Genomic DNA, 18,607 nt, shown 5'->3' with positions numbered 1-18,607 from the left:
GGCCGCTACTGATGCCTGCTGCTACCCATGCCCGCCACCCCGTGCCGGTCGTCGCCGTCCGTGACGCTCTCCGCCGCAGGCGCGGCGTCCGATGCCGGCGCCGGGTTTTCCGGTTGACCGGTTGCGGCGCGCAGGAACACTTCGCCGTGTTTCATCAGATTCATCGCCGTGTGCGCGAGCGCCACATGCGAGAAGGCTTGCGGAAAATTCCCGATCAGACAACCCGCCTCGGTATCATATTCCTCGGCGAGCAGGCCCACGTCGTTGCACAGGCCGAGCAGCCGCTCGAAGAGTTCGGTCGCCTCCGCGTCGCGGCCTTGCTGGTGGTAGCTGTCCGCCAGCCAGAAACTGCAGGCGAGGAACGTGCCTTCGCCGGGCGGCAGGCCATCGGCGGTTTCCTCGGTGCGATAGCGCTGCACGAGACCATCGACGGTGAGCTCTTTCGCGATCAGCTCGACGGTGGACACCACGCGTGGATCGTCGGGCGGAAGAAACCCGACCGATGCGAGCAACAGCAGGCTGGCATCCAGCGCTTCACCGCCGTAGACCTGGACGAAACTGCCGATCTTCGCGTTATAACCCTTCGCGCAGACGTCGGCGTGAATCACGGCGCGCAGCGTGCGCCAGGATTCGATCGGACCCTCCAGATTGAATTCCTCGGCGGAGCGGATCGCACGGTCGAGCGCGACCCAGGCCATGACCCGGGAAAACGTAAAGTACTGGCGTCCGCCGCGCACTTCCCAGATGCCTTCGTCCGGCTGGTCCCAGACGGCGACCAGTCTTTCCACGAGCGCGCATTCCACGGCCCAGGCGCTCGCGTCGGTCGGCAGTCCGCCGATGCGCGCGACATGCAGCGCGCTCATGACTTCGCCGAACACATCGAGCTGCAGCTGGTCGACCGCGCCGTTGCCCACGCGCACCGGCTTCGAGCCTTCGTAACCCGGCAGCCAGTCGACTTCCCATTCCGGCAGGCGACGCTCCCCGCCGATGCCGTACATGATCTGCAACTGATCGGGCGAACCGGCGACGGCGCGGGAGAGCCAGGCGCGCCATGCCGCGGCTTCCTCGTAGTAGCCGCCGCGCATCAGCGCCAGCAGCGTGATGGTCGCGTCGCGCAGCCAGCAGAAACGATAGTCCCAGTTCCTCGGCCCGCCGGCCTTTTCCGGCAGGGAGGTGGTCGGCGCGGCGACGATGCCCCCGGTGGGTTCATAGGCCAGCGCCTTGAGCGTGATCAGCGAGCGCTTGACCTGCTCCGCCCATTTTCCCGATACCGTGCAACGGGAGGCCCAGTCGCGCCAGAAGGTCTGCGTACGCGCCAGGGCGGAATGCGGATTGGTGGCGGGCGGCACGCGTTGGTGGGAAGGCGCATAGGCCATGACGAAAGGAATCGTCTCGCCTTCGCGCACCGTGAAGGTCGCCTCGGTGTGCAGATCCTGCCCCGTCAGTTGCAACGGCGTGCGCAACACCACCCGGTCCGGTCCGGCCACCGCCTGGATGCCGGAGGCATCGTCAAGCTGGCTCACCCAGGGGACCGAGTGACCATAGTCGAAGCGCAGCACCAGTTCCATCGACATGTCGACCGTGCCGGACTTCCCCGTCACGAGTCGGATCAGTTCCGGCCAGCCGTTGCGCATCGGCATGAAGTCCGTGAGATGCACGGTCCCCGTGGGCGTCGTGAAAACCGTCTCCAGCACCAAGGTGTCGGACTGATAATACCGCCGGCTGGCTTTGACCGGGACGCCGTCCGCACCTGGCGTGGGGGCAATCTGCCAGCGTCCGTGCTCGGGCTCGCCCAGCAGCCCCGCGAAGCACGCGCCGGAGTCGAAGCGCGGCCAGCATAGCCAGTCGATCGATCCATCCTTGGAAACGAGTGCTGCGGTGTGACCGTCGCCGATCAGGGCGTAATCTTCGATTTTCGATGCCATTCGCGATCCCATGGGTAGTCCGCGTGCCTGGGCGCTTGTCTGCGGAGGGGACGGTATTCTTGCACGAAGCTTTCGGCGCAGGAAAAAAAACGGCCCGCAACGTTGCCGTTGCGGGCCAATAGCCGCCGTCTCACGGGGGCTTGACGGCGGGAGACCTGAAGAGTGGACGCGTGCAACGCAGCTGTGTTGCGTAACAAGCGTCAAGAGATCGCCCCGGCTCAGGCGCGAGATCGCAGCACACACCGGGGGTCTTCGTACAGGGAATAGAGCAAGCTGCATGCCTGGCGTCGATGACGCCACATGCGCGGATGTGCAATGCGACGGATTGCCGTCGGCCGGCGAGCCATTTCCGTCCACGGTGCGCAAACATCGCCATACGGGCGCTGTCGCGCATTGCACTTCCCACGGATGCGGCCGATCGGCTCCGGGTACACGCGATCCCCGGTGTGCTCAAGGATCGACGAGGACTGGGGGCAAGGTCTGGACGCGCAGCGCATGAGCGGCGGGAGTGCGCGTGCCGGGAGCGTACGCACCTGCGGGGACCCGATTCCTGGGCGTATAAACTTTGCCGTCGCCGCGCAGGAATTACGTGGCGTCCGGGTGTCGCCGTCGCTTGCCCGGGATGCGACCGGGCGTATGGGCGTCGTCATGCCCGCAAGGATGTTTTATGATCGATCTTCGCGGGCTGCCGCGCTGGCTTTCTGGTTTTCTGGTCGTGGCGCACGCCAACCGGAGCCGTTTTAAACCCTCCCACCGATACATTATGGAAAATGCGGCGACGAAAGAGCAGTTAGTGGAGGCCGCGGCGGCACAGGGCGAACGCGCGCTGGTGGTGCCCCAGGGCTTCGTCTGTGGCTTCGCATTTCAAGAAGGACGGGCGTCGGCGCTCGATTGGTCGCGTGCAGCCCGTCTGCCCGCCGACCCGGGGATACCGTTGTGGCTGCATTTGTCCGGGGCGGACCCGCAGATCCATACCTGGCTGCAGGGCGCGGACGCCTTGCCGTCCACCGTGCGCGAATTCCTGACGGGGAAAGATCGCCGCCCACGCGTGCATGTCGGCACGAGCTGCCTGTATGGGGTGATATCGGATTTTGAACTGGGCGGCGGGGCGGACATCGACAAGGGGAAGAGCGCGCTGCGTTTCTACATCGATGCGTCGCGCCTGATCACGGTACGGGCCTCGCCGCTCGAATCCACCGACCGGCTGCGCCTCGCCGCGCTTGACGGCGACGTGTTCCGCGACACGATCGATCTGTTCGCCTCGCTGATCCGTGGCCTGAACGAGACCTTCGCGGACAAGGTCAACGATCTGGCCGACCGTCTCGACGATATCGAGGAGGGCGTGCTGGACGGACGGCACAAGGATCAGCGCGTATTGCTGGGCGCGGTGCGTCGCGATCTTGTCGAACTCAAGCGCTATGTGGACCCCGAGCGCACGGCCCTGGCGCAATTGCTGGTGCCACGTCTGGAGTGGGCCAACCCGCGTTCGTCGGAAGCGCTGGTGCAGTCCATCCAGACATTGAACAGCATCGGCGGCTCGCTGGAGGCGTTGTATGAAAGATCCAAGCTATTGCAGGACGAAATGGCGTCGCTGCTCGCCGAGGATATCAACCGCAAGCTGCTGGCGCTGGCGATCATGTCGGCTTTGCTGTTGCCGGCATCGCTGATTTCGGGAATTTTCGGTATGAATGTCGCGGGCCTGCCGGGTATGCACGAACGTTACGCCTTCTGGATCGTAACCTCGGCCATGCTGCTGCTGGGGTTGGTGACCGTCGCCATATTGAAGCGCCTGCGGCTGTGGTAAGCGCGCGGGGGGACGGTAGCGGAGGGCGAGGCTTCTTCCCGCGTTTCGCCGGCCCCGTGACGCGCCGTCACCTTATTGGACGCATTGTGCCTTGGCCCCATAGCAAAAGGCCCCGTCGGAATCACTCGACGGGGCCTTTCGTTTTACGACAAATTCTTTGGCTCCCCGACCTGGACTCGAACCAGGGACCTGCGGATTAACAGTCCGTCGCTCTACCAACTGAGCTATCAGGGAACAACTCAAACAACCGAGAAAGAGATTATATGCATGAACATCTCTTTCGTCAACTTTTTTCGCACGACTCGATCAAAAAAAGGTTTTGCCACATACCTTGCGGCGATTTCCCGCTGCTTTTCAGCGCTCGAGCAACTTGAGCTTGTCTTCCTTGTCTTTCCATTCGTCGGCGTCGGCCAGCGGCGCCTTCGTTTTCGTGATGCTCGGCCAGGCGCGTGACAATTCCGCGTTCAGCTCGATGAAGGCCTGCTGATCGCCGGGAACGTCTTCCTCGGCATAGATCGCATTGGCCGGGCATTCCGCGACGCAGACGGCGCAGTCGATGCACTCGTCCGGATCGATGGAGAGAAAATTCGGGCCTTCCCTGAAGCAATCAACCGGGCATACATCGACGCAGTCGGTGTAGCGGCACTTGATGCAATTCTCGGTCACGACGTGCGTCATTCAGACTCCTGCTACGTTAGAGCCGGGGTCGGCTTTTACGAAAGGCGTTATTGTAACCGAATGCTCGCATAAAAGCGCCGAGGCTGCTTGGCGCCCATCAGACAGAAACGTCATGCGCTTATGGGGATCCTGCCAGGTGCGCGTGCGGCGCGGCATGCCTGCCGTGGCTGTGATTTCGGTTACCATCGTTCTGGCGACGTCCCTGCGACAAGTTACCGCTGCCCCGGCGTCCCGCACGCCGCTGTCCGCCGCCTCGGCATCCCGGCATCCCGGCACAGCGCGCCGGACACCCGCGCCCCATCCGGAAAGCCCATGATCATCAATTCCTTGCTCGACACCGATCTGTACAAATTCACCATGATGCAGGTCGTGCTGCATCATTTTCCGGCGGCGGAGGTCGAATACCGCTTCCGGTGCAGGACGCCGGGTGTCGAGCTCGCCCCTTACGTCGATGAAATCCGCGCGGAGATCACCCATCTCTGCGCGCTGCGTTTCACTGCGTCCGAACTGTCCTATCTGCGACGGATGCGCTTCATCAAAAGCGATTTCGTCGACTTCCTGGCGCTCTTTCACCTGAACGAGAAATGCATCTCGGTGACGCCTTCGCGCGAGCGCGCCGGCGAGATCGAGATCGTCATCACCGGCCCCTGGCTGCACACGATCCTCTTCGAAATCCCGGTGCTGGCGATCGTCAACGAAGTCTATTTCCGCAACACCCAGCGCGAACCCGATTATCGCGAAGGCCGGGAGCGTCTCGAGGGCAAGATGGCGTTGCTGGGCGCAAGCCCGGAGTACGCGGATTGCAAGATCGCCGATTACGGCACGCGCCGGCGCTTCTCGCAGCAGTGGCACGAGGAAGTCCTGCTGACGCTCAAGGCGCGTCTGGGTTCGCAGCTCGCCGGCAGCAGCAACGTGCTCTATGCGATGCGGCACGACCTCACGCCGCTGGGCACGATGGCGCACGAATACCTGCAGGCCTGCCAGGGGCTCGGGCCGCGCCTGCGCGATTCGCAGATCTTCGGCCTGGAGATGTGGGCCAAGGAATACCGCGGCGATCTGGGCATCGCGCTGTCCGACGTCTATGGGATGAAGGCTTTCCTGAACGACTTCGACATGTATTTCTGCAAGCTGTTCGACGGCGCGCGCCATGACTCGGGAGATCCGTTCGAATGGGGCGAACGTCTGCTGAAGCACTACGAGGACAATCGTTGCGACCCGCGCACCAAGATCATGGTGTTCAGCGACGCGCTCGACATTCCGAAGGTGCTGCAACTGTACGAGCGCTTTCGCGGAAGGTGCAGGCTTGCCTTCGGTGTGGGCACCAACCTCACCAACGATCTGGGCTACCAGCCCCTGCAGGTGGTCATCAAGATGGTGCGCTGCAATGGGCAGCCGGTGGCCAAGCTGTCGGATTCGCCGGGCAAGAACATGTGCGACGACAAAGCCTATCTGGCCTATCTCCGGCAGGTCTTCGAAATACCTTCGGAATAGTCTGAGCGAAGTGCCGGGGCCGCGGCGGGACGTGGTCGGTATAATCTGGCAAAACGGTCGTTGGGCTGCGCATGGCCACCGACCGGCGCCCCGTCACCTTTCCCCGGAACGTATGTACCAGCCTCCGTCATGTCGCTTGGGTATCCTGATCATTCCCGCCGTGCTGGTGGTTTTGCTCGCGCCGGTTTCCGCGCGGGCCGCCGACATCGATGGCGCCGCGCTCGCGCCTGCGTGGGGTCTGCCGTTCGCGGCGATGCTGTTGTCGATCGCATTGATGCCGCTGCTGGCGCCCGCTTTCTGGCACGCGCATTTCGGCAAGCTCGCCGCAGGCTGGGCGATCGCCTTCGTCGTTCCGTTCGCCGCCGTATATGGCGCGGCGTATGCGGTGCATCTGATCGTCCATGCGCTGCTCGCGGAATACCTGCCGTTCATCGCCTTGCTCGCCGCGCTCTACACGGTCGCCGGCGGGATCTGTCTGCATGGAAGGTTGCGTGGCAGCCCCGGGCTGAACGTGGGGCTGTTGGCGCTGGGCGGTGCGCTCGCGAGCGTGACGGGCACCACCGGCGCGGCAATGCTGCTGATCCGGCCGCTGCTGCGCGCGAACGAGGGGCGGCCCCATGTCGCCCATGTCGTGGTGTTCTTCATTTTCATCGTCGCGAACGCCGGCGGGTCGCTGACGCCGCTGGGCGATCCGCCGCTGTTCCTGGGGTTTCTGAAGGGCGTCGGTTTTTTCTGGACGGGCCGCCATCTGCTGCTGCCGATGCTGCTGGTCTGCGCCGGTTTGCTGCTGCTGTTCTTCCTGATCGACGGGCATGTTTTCCGGCGTGATGCGACGCGGGGGAGCGATGTCGGGAATCGGCCGCGGCACGAAAGCCCGGGGCGCGAAAGCCCGGGGCACGAAAGCCCGGGGCACGAAAGCCCGGGGCACGAAAGCCCGGGGCACGAAAGCCCGGCGTCGAAGCTTCACCTCGACGGCAAGATCAATTTCCTGCTGCTCGGCTGCGTGATCGCGCTGGTGTTGATGAGTGGCGTCTGGCGGCCGGGCATCGTTTTCGACGTGCTGGGCACGCCGCTGCCGTTGCAGGATGCACTGCGCGACGCGCTGCTGTTCGTCGTGCTGCTCGTCTCGCTGCGGGTCACGCCGGTGTCGGCGCGGCGCGGCAATCAGTTCGACTGGGCACCGATCATCGAAGTGGCGAAACTGTTCGCGGGGATTTTCGTGACGATCGCGCCGGTCATCCTCATTCTGGGCGCCGGTTCGCGCGGCGCGTTCGCGCCTTTGCTGGCGCTGGTCAGCGACGCGCAGGGCCGCCCGATCGATGCCGCCTACTTCTGGGCGACCGGGCTGCTTTCCGGATTTCTCGACAACGCGCCCACCTACCTGGTATTTTTCAATACAGCGGGCGGCGACGCGGCCAGTCTCATGACCACCGGCGCGCGCACGCTCGGTGCGATTTCCGCGGGTGCGGTCTTCATGGGCGCGCTGACCTATATCGGCAACGCGCCGAATTTCATGGTCAAGGCGATCGCCGAGGAACGCGGTGTCGCCATGCCGGGATTTTTCGGTTACATGGCATGGTCGGTGCCGATCCTGCTGCCGCTTTTCGGCCTGGTGACCTGGCTGTTTTTCTAGAGAGAAAAGATAGACGCATGAAGCAAAAGATACTCGTCACCCGGGCGCTTTTTCCCGATGTCGTCGACCGGCTGCGCACGCACTTCGACGTCGAGACCAACGATCTCGGACGCGTCTTCACCGCCACCGAATTGACCGAGCGCATCGCGGACAAGGCTGGCCTGATGGTCATGGGCGACCCGATTTCCCGCGCGATGATCGCGGCCGCCCCGGCATTGAAGGCGGTCTGCAACATGGCGGTCGGCTACAACAATTTCGACCTGGCCGCGTTGAACGCGCGGGGCATCCTCGCGACGAATACCCCGGACGTGCTGAACGAAACCACCGCCGATTTCGGCTGGGCGCTGCTGATGGCAACCGCGCGGCGCGTCACCGAGGCCGAGCATTACCTGCGTGCCGGGAAATGGCAGGCCTGGCAGTACGACATGCTGACCGGCACCGATGTGTTCGGTTCGACGCTCGGCATCATCGGCATGGGGCGCATCGGGCAGGCGGTGGCACGCCGCGCGCAGGGCTTCGGCATGCGCGTGGTGTATCACAACCGTTCCCGCGTCGCCCCCGACATCGAGCGCGCGCTGAACGCGGAATGGGTCGAGAAGGACGCGTTGCTGCGGCAGGCGGATCACATCGTGCTGGTCGTCCCGTATGCGCCGGCGAGCCACCACACCATCGGCGCGCGCGAAATCGGCCTCATGAAGCCGACGGCGAACCTGATCAACATCGCGCGCGGCGGCATCGTCGACGACGCCGCGCTGATCGAGGCGCTCGCCGCCGGCCGCATCGCCGGCGCGGGTCTCGATGTCTTCGAAGGCGAGCCGCAACTGAACCCGGGGTTCCTGTCCCTGACGAATGTCGTGCTGGCGCCGCATATCGCCAGCGCGAGCGTGCCGACGCGGCGCGCGATGGCGAATCTGGCCGCCGACAATCTGATCGCCGCGCTCGGCGAGGGGCCACGTGCGGGAAATCCTCCGAACGTCGTCAATCCCGAAGCCCGCGGCATCCCATGAGCGCTGCGGGAGCGACGATGGCGGGAGACCTCTTGCCCTGGCTGGTCGGCAGCGTCGTATTGCTGGCGCTGGTCGCGCTCGTGGCGGTGGGCGCCCTGGCCGCGCTGATGCGGCGCACCCGGACGGGTGCCGGGCGCGACGACGCGCAATTCGACGCCCTGCTTGACGACGTCAATGCGTTTCGCGAGGAAAGTGCCCGTACCGCCGAGCGGCTCGATCGTTCCCTGCGCGGCGACATGACCGAGACCGCGCGCATCGGTCGCGCCGAAACCGGGGCGGTCCTCGGCCAGTTCCAGCAAACGCTCGCCGCGCAACTGAGCAGCATCGCGACGTTGCAGAACCAGAAGGTCGATGGGTTCGCGAAGGATCTGGCAAACCTGACGCACAGCAATGCGGCGCAGCTCGACACGGTACGCACGAGCCTGGCCGATCAGGCGCGGCAGGCCCGCGAGGAGCAGGGCGCGGCGCTGCGGCATGTCGGGGAAACGCTGAACCTGCAACTCGCCGGCCTCTCGCAGACCAACGATCTGCGCTTCGCCGAAGTGCGCGATACGCTCGAGCGCAAGTTGAAGGATATCGAGGTCAACAATGCGCTGAAGCTCGACGAGATGCGCCGCACCGTCGACGAGAAACTGCATGCGACGCTCGAGCAGCGGCTGGGCGAATCGTTCAAGCTGGTCTCCGACCGCCTCGAACAGGTGCATCGCGGGCTGGGCGAGATGCAGACGCTCGCGGCGGGCGTGGGCGACCTGAAAAAGGTTCTGACGAACGTCAAGACGCGTGGCACCTGGGGCGAAGTGCAGTTGGGGTCCCTGCTCGAACAGGTGCTGACCGCCGAACAGTACGCGAGCAATGTCGCGACGGTGCCGGGCAGCAGCGAACGCGTCGAGTTCGCGATTCGCCTGCCGGGCGGCGCATCCGGCGCAGCCGGCGCCCGGCGCGGCGATGGATCGGGGCCGCAGGGAACGCCCGTGTGGTTGCCGATCGATGCCAAGTTCCCGCGCGAGGACTACGAACGCCTGATCGACGCGCAGGAACGCGCCGATCCCGCTGGGGTCGAGGCATCGGGCCGCGCGCTGGATGCGCGGGTACGCCTGGAGGCGCGCCGGATCGCGGAGAAATATCTGGCGCCGCCGCACACCACGGATTTCGGCCTGCTGTTTCTGCCCACCGAGGGTCTTTACGCCGAAGTCCTGCGCCGTCCCGGTTTGAGCGACGCCCTGCAACGCGACTATCGGATCACGATCGCCGGACCGACCACGCTGACGGCCTTGTTGAACAGCTTGCAGATGGGGTTTCGCACGCTCGCCATCGAACAGCGCTCCAGCGAGGTCTGGCAGGTGCTGGGCGCGGTGAAGACCGAGTTTTTCAAGTTCGGCGACGTGCTGGCGAAAACCCGTTCGCAACTGGAAACCGTCGCGCGTTCGATCGACCTCGCCGAACGCCGCACGCGCGTCATGCACAAGACCCTGCGCGATGTCGAGGCCCTGCCGGGCGACGCGGCAGCGGCGCGGCTCGCCGGCCTGTCGGAGGACGATGCATCGCCGCCGGTCGATCCCGCCGACGCGTCGCGTTAGAGCCGCCGGACGTGCGGGGTGCTCAGCTGGCGGCCAGCGTCTCGAGCGCCGTGCCGGTCACACGCACGATGCGCCATTCCTTCAACACCGTCGCGCCCAGGCTTTCGTAGAACGCGATCGCGGACTGGTTCCAGTCGAGCACGCACCACTCGAAACGGGCGCAACCGCGCGCCAGCGCCAGCGCCGCCAGATCCGCCAGCAGACGCTTGCCGATGCGGGTGCCGCGGTGCGCGGGCCGCACGTACAAATCCTCCAGATAAAGACCGCGCCGCCCAAGGAAGCTCGAGAAATTCGTGAAGAACAGCGCGTACGCGATCACCTCGTCGTCGACGGTGGCGACACGCGCCTCGATCGCCGGCTGCGGGCCGAACAGGGCCAGTGCCAGGTCGGCTGCGCTGGCCACCAGCATTTCGCGCAGTTGTTCGAAGTCGGCGAGTTCGCCGATCAGCGCATGGATCGCGGTGACGTCGTCTGCCCGTGCGGGGCGGATGACGGCCGCGGCGGGGTAAGCGATCGCATCGGTCATGGGACCGCTCAGAGATCGTCGGGCGAATCGGACAGAACGATCTCGATCCCGCCGAAACGCGAGGCGACCCAGTTGTACGCCTGGCAGGCGATCCAGAGCAGGATGAAACCCACCACCGCGTTGATGATCAGCGCACTGAAGATGGCGCTGAAGACCGAGCCGATCTCCATCTGGCCATACTTGAGGAAGCCGACGAGGATCGCCAGCAGGACGATCGGCACGCTGAAGGTCAGGTAGATCAACATCAGCGCCTTCGCGGTCTGGCCAGGCGCGATATAGGAGATCTGTTTCTTGATTTCGGTGCCGGGCACGGAGGCGGAAAACAGCCTGTGCGACAGGTCTTGCAGCCCGTGCGCGCCGGTGCTGGCGCTTGCTTCCGCCGCGGTATGCGGATCGCCACCGGGAAAGTTCGCATCGTCTGCCGCAATCGGCGCGCTGCGGGAAGTATTCGGCGTGGTGGTCATATCAAACCCTCGAAAAACATGATGTCCAGTGAATCTCCGGCGTGCAGGTCGCCTTGCTCGTGTTCGAGGATGAGGAAACAGTTCGCCTCGCTCATGGAACTGAGCACGCCCGAACCCTGCGCGCCGGCAAGTGCCACCTGCCAGTCGCCCGTGACGGTACGTTGCGCCCGGCCACGGGCGAATTCGGTGCGTCCACGGCGTTTGCGAATCGGCGCAAGGGCGCTCGCACGCACCCGCGGGACCGGCTCGACGCGGGCGCCGGCGAGTGTCAGCAGCGCGTCCCGGACGATATGGTAAAACGCCGCCATCACCGCGACGGGATTGCCGGGGAGACCGAAAAACGGGATCCGGCGCGCCGTGGGGGCGGCGTTGGCGGGATCCCCGGCATTGTCCACGATCAATTGACCGAATGCAAAGGGCCGGCCCGGGCGCATCGCCAGCTTCCAGAACACCACGTCGCCGAGCGCGGCGAACACGTCGCGAACGAAATCGGCGTCGCCGGCGGAGACGCCTCCCGAACTCAGGATGGCATCCGCCCGGGACGCGGCGTCGCGCAGCGCCGCGGACAGCGCTTCGGGGTCGTCGCGCACGATCCCCAGGTCGATCGGCTCGACGCCCAGACGCAGCAGCATCGCATGCAGCGTATAGCGGTTGCTGTCGTGCACGCAGCCGGCCTCCAGGGGCTGGCCCACGGGACGCAATTCGTCGCCGGTCGAAAAATAGGCGACCCGCAGCCGGCGTCGTACCGAAATCTGCGCGAAGCCGAGCGACGCCAGCAGTCCCAGGTCCGATGCGCGCAGGATGCGTCCCGCGGGCAACACGACCGTCCCGCGGGCGAGGTCCTCGCCCGCCAGACGGCGATTCGCGCCCCGCCGGAAATTCGCGACCCGCAGCACGACCCGTGCGCCGACGCTGCTGGCCACCGCGCCGGGCGCCGCCGTGGCGGGCAGCGCGTATTCGTGCGGGATGACCGTATCGGTGCCCGGCGGAATCAGCGCGCCGGTCATGATGCGCACGCAGTGTCCCGGCGGCACCGATTCGCGCCATGGATGACCGGCGAAAGCCTGGCCGACGACCACGAATTCGCGTGTCGCGGGCGCGCCGTCGGCGTGCGGGGCGTCCCGCGCCTGCAGCGAGGCGCCGTCGAACGCATAGCCGTCCATCGCCGAGTTGTCGTGCGCGGGAACGTCGATCGGCGCGACCACGTCGCGCGACAGAATACGGCCCAGCGCAGACATCAAAAGGACGGCCTCTTCCTGTTCCACCGGCGTCATCCAGTCCCGCAACAGGTTCTGCGCAACGCGCACCGGCAAGGCGTCCGTGTCGTGTCCGGAGAGCGCCGCACAGGCTGACAGCGGGACTGACGGCGGGGCCGACGGCGGACGCGGTGACGGGCCGGATGCGTGCGAAGCGCAGGGGCGGGCAATCGGGTGGAGCGGATTCATGGACGTGAGGAAGGCCGGTAGATCGATCGCCATTATCAGCGGGGCGTACAGTCGCCCGGATGACCGACCGTATGAAAATGACGACGGACGACGCATGGCTGGTTGCCGACTGCCGGTCGCGACCGGTCGATTTCAGATGGCCGGCAGTGGACTGCGTGGTTCCAAACGGGCGTCCGCGGACGCCGGATCGCGACCGGCCCGGACAAGACCGGACGCCGGACGCGGCCATGCCGTCGCGATCCGGCGACGCACGCCGCCAGTCGAACCGGCGTCATCCCGCGTCGTCGAGGGCCTGCAAGGTGTTGACATTGTAAAACGCGTGTCCGTCCGGGAAGGGGACTTCGACGGCGTTGTGGTGCATCCGCCACGCGTTGAGGCGTCGTTCGCCGGCGCGCAGCGAGGCATCGAGCCGGGCTGCAATCGACGTACGCATCAAGGCGAAGACCGGATGACTACGCAGCGCGCCGCGTGCATCTTCTTCGGTATCGGGTGCGCATGCGGTTGCCAGTTCCAGCTGCGGATCCGTAAACGCCGCTGCCAGGCGCGCGACGAGATCGGTCGGAAAGAAGGGCGTATCGCATGGCACGCAGACGAGAAAGGGCGTCGTGGTGGCATGCAGGGCGGCCAGTATGCCGGCCAGCGGCCCGGGAAAATCCGCGAGGGTATCGGTCACGACCGGTGCCAGCTGGCGGTAGTCGTCCAGATGGCGGTTCGCGCTCACCAGCAGGTGCGCGACCTGTGGCGTGAGCCGGCGCGCGGCGCGGACCGCCAGGGCCTCCCCGCGAAATGTCTGCCGGCCCTTGTCGACGCCGCCCATGCGGCTGCCGCGCCCGCCCGCCAGGATGACGCCGGTCAGATCGGCGAGCGCGACGGGCGATGGCATCAGCCGCCGATATACGACATTTCGACGCGCGCCCCGGCCGGTCGCGGCGCGAGCGCGTCCGAGCCGCGCAATTCCGAATAGCGGTCGTCGCGTTGTTGCCAGATCTGCGCGAAGATGCTCGACAGGCGGGCGTCGTCGACATCGGGCGAACGCAACAGGGCGCGCAGATCGTGGCCCTGCGTGGCGAACAGGCACAGGAACAGTTTGCCTTCCGTGGAGAGCCTGGCCCGGGTGCAGGCGCCGCAAAACGCTTTCGTGACGCTTGAAATCACGCCGATCTCGCCGCCGCCGTCGGCGTAGATCCAGCGTTCCGCCGTTTCGGCGGCCTGTCGACGGCCGGTGGGGATCAGCGGCAGCGCCGCGCTGATGCGCTTGATGACCTCGCGCGACGGCAGGGTGTCGTCGAGGCGCCAGCCGTTCGACTCGCCAACGTCCATGTATTCGATGAAACGCAGGATCACGCCGCTGCCATGAAAGTAGCGCGCCATCGGCACGATCTCGTCGTCGTTGACACCGCGTTTCACGACCATATTGACCTTGATCGGTCCCAGGCCGGCGTCACGCGCCGCGGCGATGCCGTCGAGCACCTCCGCCACCGGGAAATCGACGTCGTTCATCCGCCGAAAGCGCGTTTCGTCGAGCGCATCGAGACTGACGGTGACGCGGGTCAGGCCGGCGTCGGCCAGTGCGCGTGCCTTGCGGCGCAGCAGGGAGCCGTTCGTCGTCAGCGTCAGTTCCGGCGCCCGGCCCGCGGGCGTGCGCAGGGCCGCCAGGCGGCCCACCAGATCTTCCAGGTTCTTGCGCAGCAGCGGTTCGCCGCCCGTGAGGCGGATCTTCTCGACGCCGTGGGCAACCGCGATGCGCGCCAGCCGTTCGATTTCCTCGAAGCTCAGCAGCGCGGCGTGAGGCAGAAAGCGGAAGTCCTTGCCGAATACCTGCTTCGGCATGCAGTACACACAGCGGAAGTTGCAGCGATCGGTCACCGAGATGCGCAGGTCCCGCAGCGGCCTGGCCAGACGGTCGCGTACCTCGCCGACGGGCACGACCGGTTCGTCCGACCAGCGTGGGGCGGCGATCCGTCCGGCCTCCGCTGCCACGATGGGGATGATTTTCTGACTCATATCTCGTTTGCAACCGAAAGTTCAGGGGCACGGACGCGCTCTGGAAGCATGTGTGACGCGTGCGTCCCGGCAACCTGTCATTCTATCGGATCGCTGCGCATGCCGTACGAAGCCGCCGAGACAACCCGGGATCGTTTCGGAGCAGCGTTGTACCGGCGCCGCAATCGTGGCGCGGCACCATGCGAAAAGGCGCCGCCCGGCATGCGGGAGGCGCCTCGGGACCGGATCGGTATCCGGTCGGAAAGAGCCGGTCCGGCGCGTCCGGTCGGGAACACCGGTCGCGCCGTGTGCCGGCTAGGGCTTCTGCGTCTCGATCTGCACCAGCGGTGCGTCGGCGACCTGCTGTCGCGGCTTGCGCAGGCGCGGTGCGTGCGCGGGTGCCGAAAGTTGCGCGGCCGCATCCGCGGCCTCGCGCAGCTTGTCTTCGTCGGTATTGACCCACACCAGGCCCGCGGCATCGAGCATCGGTTTGAAGCTTTCCGCCCGAGCGGCTGGCGGAACCGGAGCGGCGACAGGCACCGTGGCGGCCGGCAGTACCGCGGGCACGATGGCGTCCGTTTCCCCGGACGTGCCCGTTTCGACCGGCACCGATGGCGTGCCGGTGGACGACGGCCCTGCCTGCACGGGCGTTGCCGGGAAAGGCGCCGCGCCGTGCGCGATCGCCTCGGGCGCGGCGGCGGAGGGCGCCTCCACGGCATCGAGGTGCGTGGTATTGGCGGCAACGGTGGCCGTTTCGGCCGGCGCGTCGCTGCTTGCCGCCGCGTGCGGGATCAGCGACGACAGGGCCTGCGGTGCGGGTGCCGACGCCAACGTTTCCGCTACCGCCCGGTCCTCATCGGCAGCCTGGACGGGTGTCGCCGGGACCGGCTCCGCCGCCTCGACGGCTGTCGCGCTGGCCGCCGGGAAAGCGACGTGCGCCGGCGCGGTGACGGCGCTTTCGGCGGCCGGCGTGGCTGCGGGCGACGCCACTGTCGGATCATCGGACGCCGTCAGCGGCATCGATGCAGGGACGACCGGCGTCGCCGGATCGCTGACCTGCGTGCCGGGGTGACCCGACAGGTCGGCCAGGTCTGCGCGTGCCGCGTCCGGGCGTTGCAGCGTGCCGTCGGTGTGCCCGTCGTCCGGCGTTGGCACGCGGGCCACGGGAGCCTCGGTCCCGGCAGGATCGCCGGGGTTCGGCGCGAACGCGGGGGCGTCGCCATCCTCGGCCGGCTTGGGCGATGACACCGGCGCTATGTGGCCTTCGCCTTCTGCCAGATCGGCGGCGAGGTTCGCGTTCATGCCGTCCTCCTCGCGCTCGCGGCGTCCGCCACGGCGGCCGCGGCGGCGGCGGCGGCGTTCCTCGCCGTCACGCGCGAGGCCGTTTTCGTCGAGCGACAGGCCGTTCGCATCCTGCGCGGTTTCGTTCGCTTCGTCGGTTTCACGGGCGAGAACACCGGTTTGCGCCGGGCGCGGGTCCGCGACGGGATGATCGATGGGGGCCGCCGTGGGCGTGGGCAAAGCCTCGGCCTGTGGGGCCGGTTCCACGAAGCCCGCCTGCATGGCGCTCGGCTGCGTCGGGGTGTCAACGGGCGCGTCCGGCGTCCGCCGCTCGCGCCGTTCGCCGCGCACGCCGCGGTTGCTGCCTTCCACGCGCGGCGCGCGCTCGGCCTGCTCGGTTCCCTCGGGGCGATCCGCGAGGCGCGCGGCGTCGGCGGGGCGCTCGCCGCGTGCCCCCCGTTCGCCGCGCGGCGAACGTTCCGGGCGTTCGCCGCGTTCGCTACGTTCGCTACGTTCGCGCCGCTCGCCGTTCTCCGTGCGCGCGCCCAGCTCCTTCTCCGCCGTGCGTTCGACATTGCGTTCGCGGCCGTTGCGCGGCTCGCGCGCGTCCGGCGCACGCTCGTCGCGGCGGCCATTGCCGGTGCGGGCGACCGGTTCCGGACGGGCCGTTGCCGCGCCGGCGGCCGGGGCCGGACGGCGCTGGCCGCGCTCGGGACGCTCGCCGCGTTCCGGCCGCGCCGCGCGCGCGGGCGGGGTCTCGGGTGCCACGACCGGCGTCGCTTCCACCGGCATGGGGGCCGGTGCCAGACCCAACGCACGCTTGAACCAGGACACGAAGCCCGTTGCCGGCGCGCTCGGCGCGGGCGGCGGTGCGGTGGGCGGCGCCGGCGGCTGCACGTCGGCCGGACTCGGACGCGGCGCGGAGATCGGCGCCGGCTGGTCCGGGGTGATGCCCTTGACCGCGGCTTCCTGTTTCGGCTTCACGTCCGCCGTGCGGCGGCTGTAGCCGCTCTCCGCCTCGAGGGCGGTGGCGGCGCTTTCGGCCATCTGGTAACTGGTGCGCGGCTCTTCGAGACGCGTATCGTCGTGTCGCAGACGTTCGAGCTTGTAATGCGGCGTATCGAGGTGCTTGTTCGGAATCATCACGACGCCGACCTTGAAGCGCGTCTCGATCTTGTTGATTTCCGGGCGCTTCTCGTTCAGCAGGAAGGCCGTGACCTCAACCGGCACTTCGCAGTGGATCGACGCCGTGTTCTCCTTCATCGCCTCTTCCTGGATGATGCGCAGGACCTGGAGAGCGGACGATTCGGTGTCGCGGATGTGACCGGTGCCGTTGCAGCGCGGGCAGGTCACGTGGCTGCCTTCGGAGAGGGCCGGGCGCAGGCGCTGGCGCGACAATTCCATCAGGCCGAACCGCGAAATCTTGCCCATCTGCACGCGCGCGCGGTCGTGCTTCAATGCGTCCTTCAGACGCTGCTCGACTTCGCGCTGGCTTTTCGCGGACTCCATATCGATGAAGTCGATGACGATCAGGCCGCCGAGGTCGCGCAGCCGCAACTGGCGGGCGACTTCGTCCGCCGCTTCCAGATTGGTGCGAGTCGCGGTTTCCTCGATGTCGGCGCCCTTGGTCGAACGGGCCGAGTTGACGTCGATCGAGACCAGCGCCTCGGTGTGGTCGATCACGATTGCGCCGCCGGACGGCAGCGAAACGGTGCGTGCGTACGCGGTCTCGATCTGGTGTTCGATCTGGAAGCGCGAGAACAGCGGCACGTCGTCGCGGTAACGCTTCACCTTGTTCATGTTGCCGGGCATCACGACGCTCATGAACGCGCGGGCCTGTTCCTCGATTTCCTCGGTATCGATCAGGATTTCACCGATGTCCGGCTGGAAGTAATCGCGGATCGCGCGGATCACAAGACTCGATTCCAGATAGATCAGCAAGGGGCCCTGCATGCTCTCGGCGGCGCCTTCGACGGCACGCCATAATTGCAGCAGATAGTTCAAGTCCCACTGCAACTCCTCCGCGCTGCGGCCGATGCCGGCGGTGCGGGCGATCATGCTCATGCCTTCGGGCAGCTCGAGCTGCGCCATCGTCTCGCGCAGTTCCTGGCGGTCATCGCCCTCGATGCGCCGCGAAACGCCGCCGCCGCGCGGGTTGTTCGGCATCAGCACCAGATAGCGGCCGGCCAGCGAGATGAAGGTGGTCAGCGCCGCGCCCTTGTTGCCGCGTTCCTCCTTCTCGACCTGCACGATCAGCTGCTGGCCCTCGCGCAACGCGTCCTGGATGCGCGCGGTGCGCGTGTCGACGCCTTCGCGAAAATATTGACGGGCGACTTCCTTGAAAGGCAGGAAACCGTGGCGATCCTCGCCGTAGTTGACGAAGCAGGCTTCCAGCGAAGGCTCGATGCGGGTGATCACGCCTTTGTAGATATTGCCTTTGCGCTGTTCGCGTCCGGCGGCTTCGATGTCGATGTCGATCAGTTTTTGACCGTCGACGATCGCGACCCGCAGCTCTTCCTGCTGCGTCGCGTTGAACAACATGCGTTTCATGTACGGCTCCAGTGCGGCTCTGCCGGTTCGTCGTCGACGACGAACGAACGCTGGGCGGGCCGCGCTTTTTTGACTGCAAAACACGCGGAGTCGAGGTCAGGGCGGGAGAATTGCCGCGGGCGGGCATCGCCGCCTGCAGCAGGCGAACGACGGCGCGCAGCAGGTGCGAAGGCGGACGATCGTACCGGACAGGCACGCCGTACCGGCCCACGCCGCCGGATAGGCGGACGTCCGGCCGGCCGG

At 66.7% G+C, this 18,607-nt stretch carries 13 protein-coding genes and 1 tRNA gene; 5 read left to right on the top strand and 9 right to left on the bottom strand.

What is annotated here, in order from left to right; all coding sequences use genetic code 11:
• Positions 1 to 5 precede the first annotated feature (5 nt).
• Positions 6 to 1,925: a glycoside hydrolase family 15 protein gene (locus OVY01_RS15460; RefSeq protein ID WP_267848470.1), complete on the bottom strand. Its 1,920-nt coding sequence runs from the start codon at positions 1,923 to 1,925 to the stop codon at positions 6 to 8.
• Between the two features lie 763 nt (positions 1,926 to 2,688).
• Here OVY01_RS15460 and OVY01_RS15455 point away from each other — a divergent pair.
• On the top strand, positions 2,689 to 3,729 hold the full coding sequence (locus OVY01_RS15455; protein WP_267848469.1) for a CorA family divalent cation transporter: 1,041 nt from the start codon (positions 2,689 to 2,691) through the stop codon (positions 3,727 to 3,729).
• 158 nt (positions 3,730 to 3,887) lie between these two features.
• On the opposite strand, the gene OVY01_RS15450 is transcribed toward OVY01_RS15455, so the two are convergent.
• Together OVY01_RS15450 and fdxA are read right to left on the bottom strand one after the other, a co-directional pair.
• A tRNA-Asn gene (locus OVY01_RS15450) sits at positions 3,888 to 3,963 on the bottom strand.
• 120 nt (positions 3,964 to 4,083) lie between these two features.
• Positions 4,084 to 4,407, bottom strand: a complete 324-nt coding sequence (fdxA, locus tag OVY01_RS15445; RefSeq protein WP_267848468.1) for a ferredoxin FdxA — start codon at positions 4,405 to 4,407, stop codon at positions 4,084 to 4,086.
• A 312-nt stretch (positions 4,408 to 4,719) separates the two neighbouring features.
• Here fdxA and pncB point away from each other — a divergent pair, with 312 nt between their 5' ends.
• The 4 genes from pncB to OVY01_RS15425 all read left to right on the top strand — a co-directional run bounded on the left by pncB (position 4,720) and on the right by OVY01_RS15425 (position 10,115).
• Positions 4,720 to 5,898 carry a nicotinate phosphoribosyltransferase gene (gene pncB / locus OVY01_RS15440; RefSeq protein ID WP_267848467.1) on the top strand — a complete coding sequence of 393 codons (1,179 nt, stop codon included), beginning with the start codon at positions 4,720 to 4,722 and terminating at the stop codon, positions 5,896 to 5,898.
• A gap of 112 nt (positions 5,899 to 6,010) precedes the next feature.
• Positions 6,011 to 7,531 carry a sodium:proton antiporter gene (locus tag OVY01_RS15435; RefSeq protein ID WP_267848466.1) on the top strand — a complete coding sequence of 507 codons (1,521 nt, stop codon included), beginning with the start codon at positions 6,011 to 6,013 and terminating at the stop codon, positions 7,529 to 7,531.
• A 17-nt stretch (positions 7,532 to 7,548) separates the two neighbouring features.
• Positions 7,549 to 8,538, top strand: a complete 990-nt coding sequence (locus OVY01_RS15430) for a 2-hydroxyacid dehydrogenase (RefSeq protein WP_267848465.1) — start codon at positions 7,549 to 7,551, stop codon at positions 8,536 to 8,538.
• Complete coding sequence (locus OVY01_RS15425; protein WP_267848464.1) at positions 8,535 to 10,115, top strand: DNA recombination protein RmuC; 1,581 nt, start codon at positions 8,535 to 8,537, stop codon at positions 10,113 to 10,115. Before OVY01_RS15430 ends, OVY01_RS15425 begins: the two co-directional genes overlap by 4 nt.
• Positions 10,116 to 10,137: 22 nt before the next feature.
• Here OVY01_RS15425 and OVY01_RS15420 read toward each other — a convergent pair whose 3' ends face one another.
• From OVY01_RS15420 to OVY01_RS15395, 6 genes are all read right to left on the bottom strand, one after another.
• Complete coding sequence (locus OVY01_RS15420; protein WP_267848463.1) at positions 10,138 to 10,641, bottom strand: GNAT family N-acetyltransferase; 504 nt, start codon at positions 10,639 to 10,641, stop codon at positions 10,138 to 10,140.
• An 8-nt stretch (positions 10,642 to 10,649) separates the two neighbouring features.
• A complete protein-coding gene (locus OVY01_RS15415; protein WP_267848572.1) occupies positions 10,650 to 10,937 on the bottom strand; it encodes a hypothetical protein in 288 nt (95 codons plus the stop codon).
• A 164-nt stretch (positions 10,938 to 11,101) separates the two neighbouring features.
• A complete protein-coding gene (moeA, locus tag OVY01_RS15410) occupies positions 11,102 to 12,418 on the bottom strand; it encodes a molybdopterin molybdotransferase MoeA (RefSeq protein ID WP_267848462.1) in 1,317 nt (438 codons plus the stop codon).
• A 403-nt stretch (positions 12,419 to 12,821) separates the two neighbouring features.
• Positions 12,822 to 13,433, bottom strand: a complete 612-nt coding sequence (gene mobA, locus OVY01_RS15405) for a molybdenum cofactor guanylyltransferase MobA (RefSeq protein ID WP_267848461.1) — start codon at positions 13,431 to 13,433, stop codon at positions 12,822 to 12,824.
• A complete protein-coding gene (moaA, locus tag OVY01_RS15400) occupies positions 13,433 to 14,554 on the bottom strand; it encodes a GTP 3',8-cyclase MoaA (protein ID WP_267848460.1) in 1,122 nt (373 codons plus the stop codon). The genes mobA and moaA overlap by 1 nt, the downstream gene beginning before the upstream one ends.
• A 294-nt stretch (positions 14,555 to 14,848) precedes the next feature.
• Complete coding sequence (locus OVY01_RS15395) at positions 14,849 to 18,364, bottom strand: Rne/Rng family ribonuclease (protein WP_267848459.1); 3,516 nt, start codon at positions 18,362 to 18,364, stop codon at positions 14,849 to 14,851.
• Positions 18,365 to 18,607 lie beyond the last annotated feature (243 nt).

Origin of the sequence: Robbsia betulipollinis, from assembly GCF_026624755.1 — a bacterium.
GTDB lineage: Bacteria > Pseudomonadota > Gammaproteobacteria > Burkholderiales > Burkholderiaceae > Robbsia > Robbsia betulipollinis.
Note: the sequence above shows the minus strand (reverse complement) of the source record. Positions and strands in the feature narration are given on the sequence as shown.

Bases quoted from the DNA above. Each gene is read 5' to 3' on its own strand.
- OVY01_RS15395 (WP_267848459.1), bottom strand. From the start codon at position 18,364: ATGAAACGCATGTTGTTCAACGCGACGCAGCAGGAAGAGCTGCGGGTC.
- mobA (WP_267848461.1), bottom strand. From the start codon at position 13,433: ATGCCATCGCCCGTCGCGCTCGCCGATCTGACCGGCGTCATCCTGGCG.
- OVY01_RS15420 (WP_267848463.1), bottom strand. From the start codon at position 10,641: ATGACCGATGCGATCGCTTACCCCGCCGCGGCCGTCATCCGCCCCGCA.
- OVY01_RS15430 (WP_267848465.1), top strand. From the start codon at position 7,549: ATGAAGCAAAAGATACTCGTCACCCGGGCGCTTTTTCCCGATGTCGTC.
- OVY01_RS15435 (WP_267848466.1), top strand. From the start codon at position 6,011: ATGTACCAGCCTCCGTCATGTCGCTTGGGTATCCTGATCATTCCCGCC.
- moaA (WP_267848460.1), bottom strand. From the start codon at position 14,554: ATGAGTCAGAAAATCATCCCCATCGTGGCAGCGGAGGCCGGACGGATC.
- OVY01_RS15455 (WP_267848469.1), top strand. From the start codon at position 2,689: ATGGAAAATGCGGCGACGAAAGAGCAGTTAGTGGAGGCCGCGGCGGCA.
- OVY01_RS15460 (WP_267848470.1), bottom strand. From the start codon at position 1,925: ATGGCATCGAAAATCGAAGATTACGCCCTGATCGGCGACGGTCACACC.
- pncB (WP_267848467.1), top strand. From the start codon at position 4,720: ATGATCATCAATTCCTTGCTCGACACCGATCTGTACAAATTCACCATG.
- fdxA (WP_267848468.1), bottom strand. From the start codon at position 4,407: ATGACGCACGTCGTGACCGAGAATTGCATCAAGTGCCGCTACACCGAC.
- OVY01_RS15425 (WP_267848464.1), top strand. From the start codon at position 8,535: ATGAGCGCTGCGGGAGCGACGATGGCGGGAGACCTCTTGCCCTGGCTG.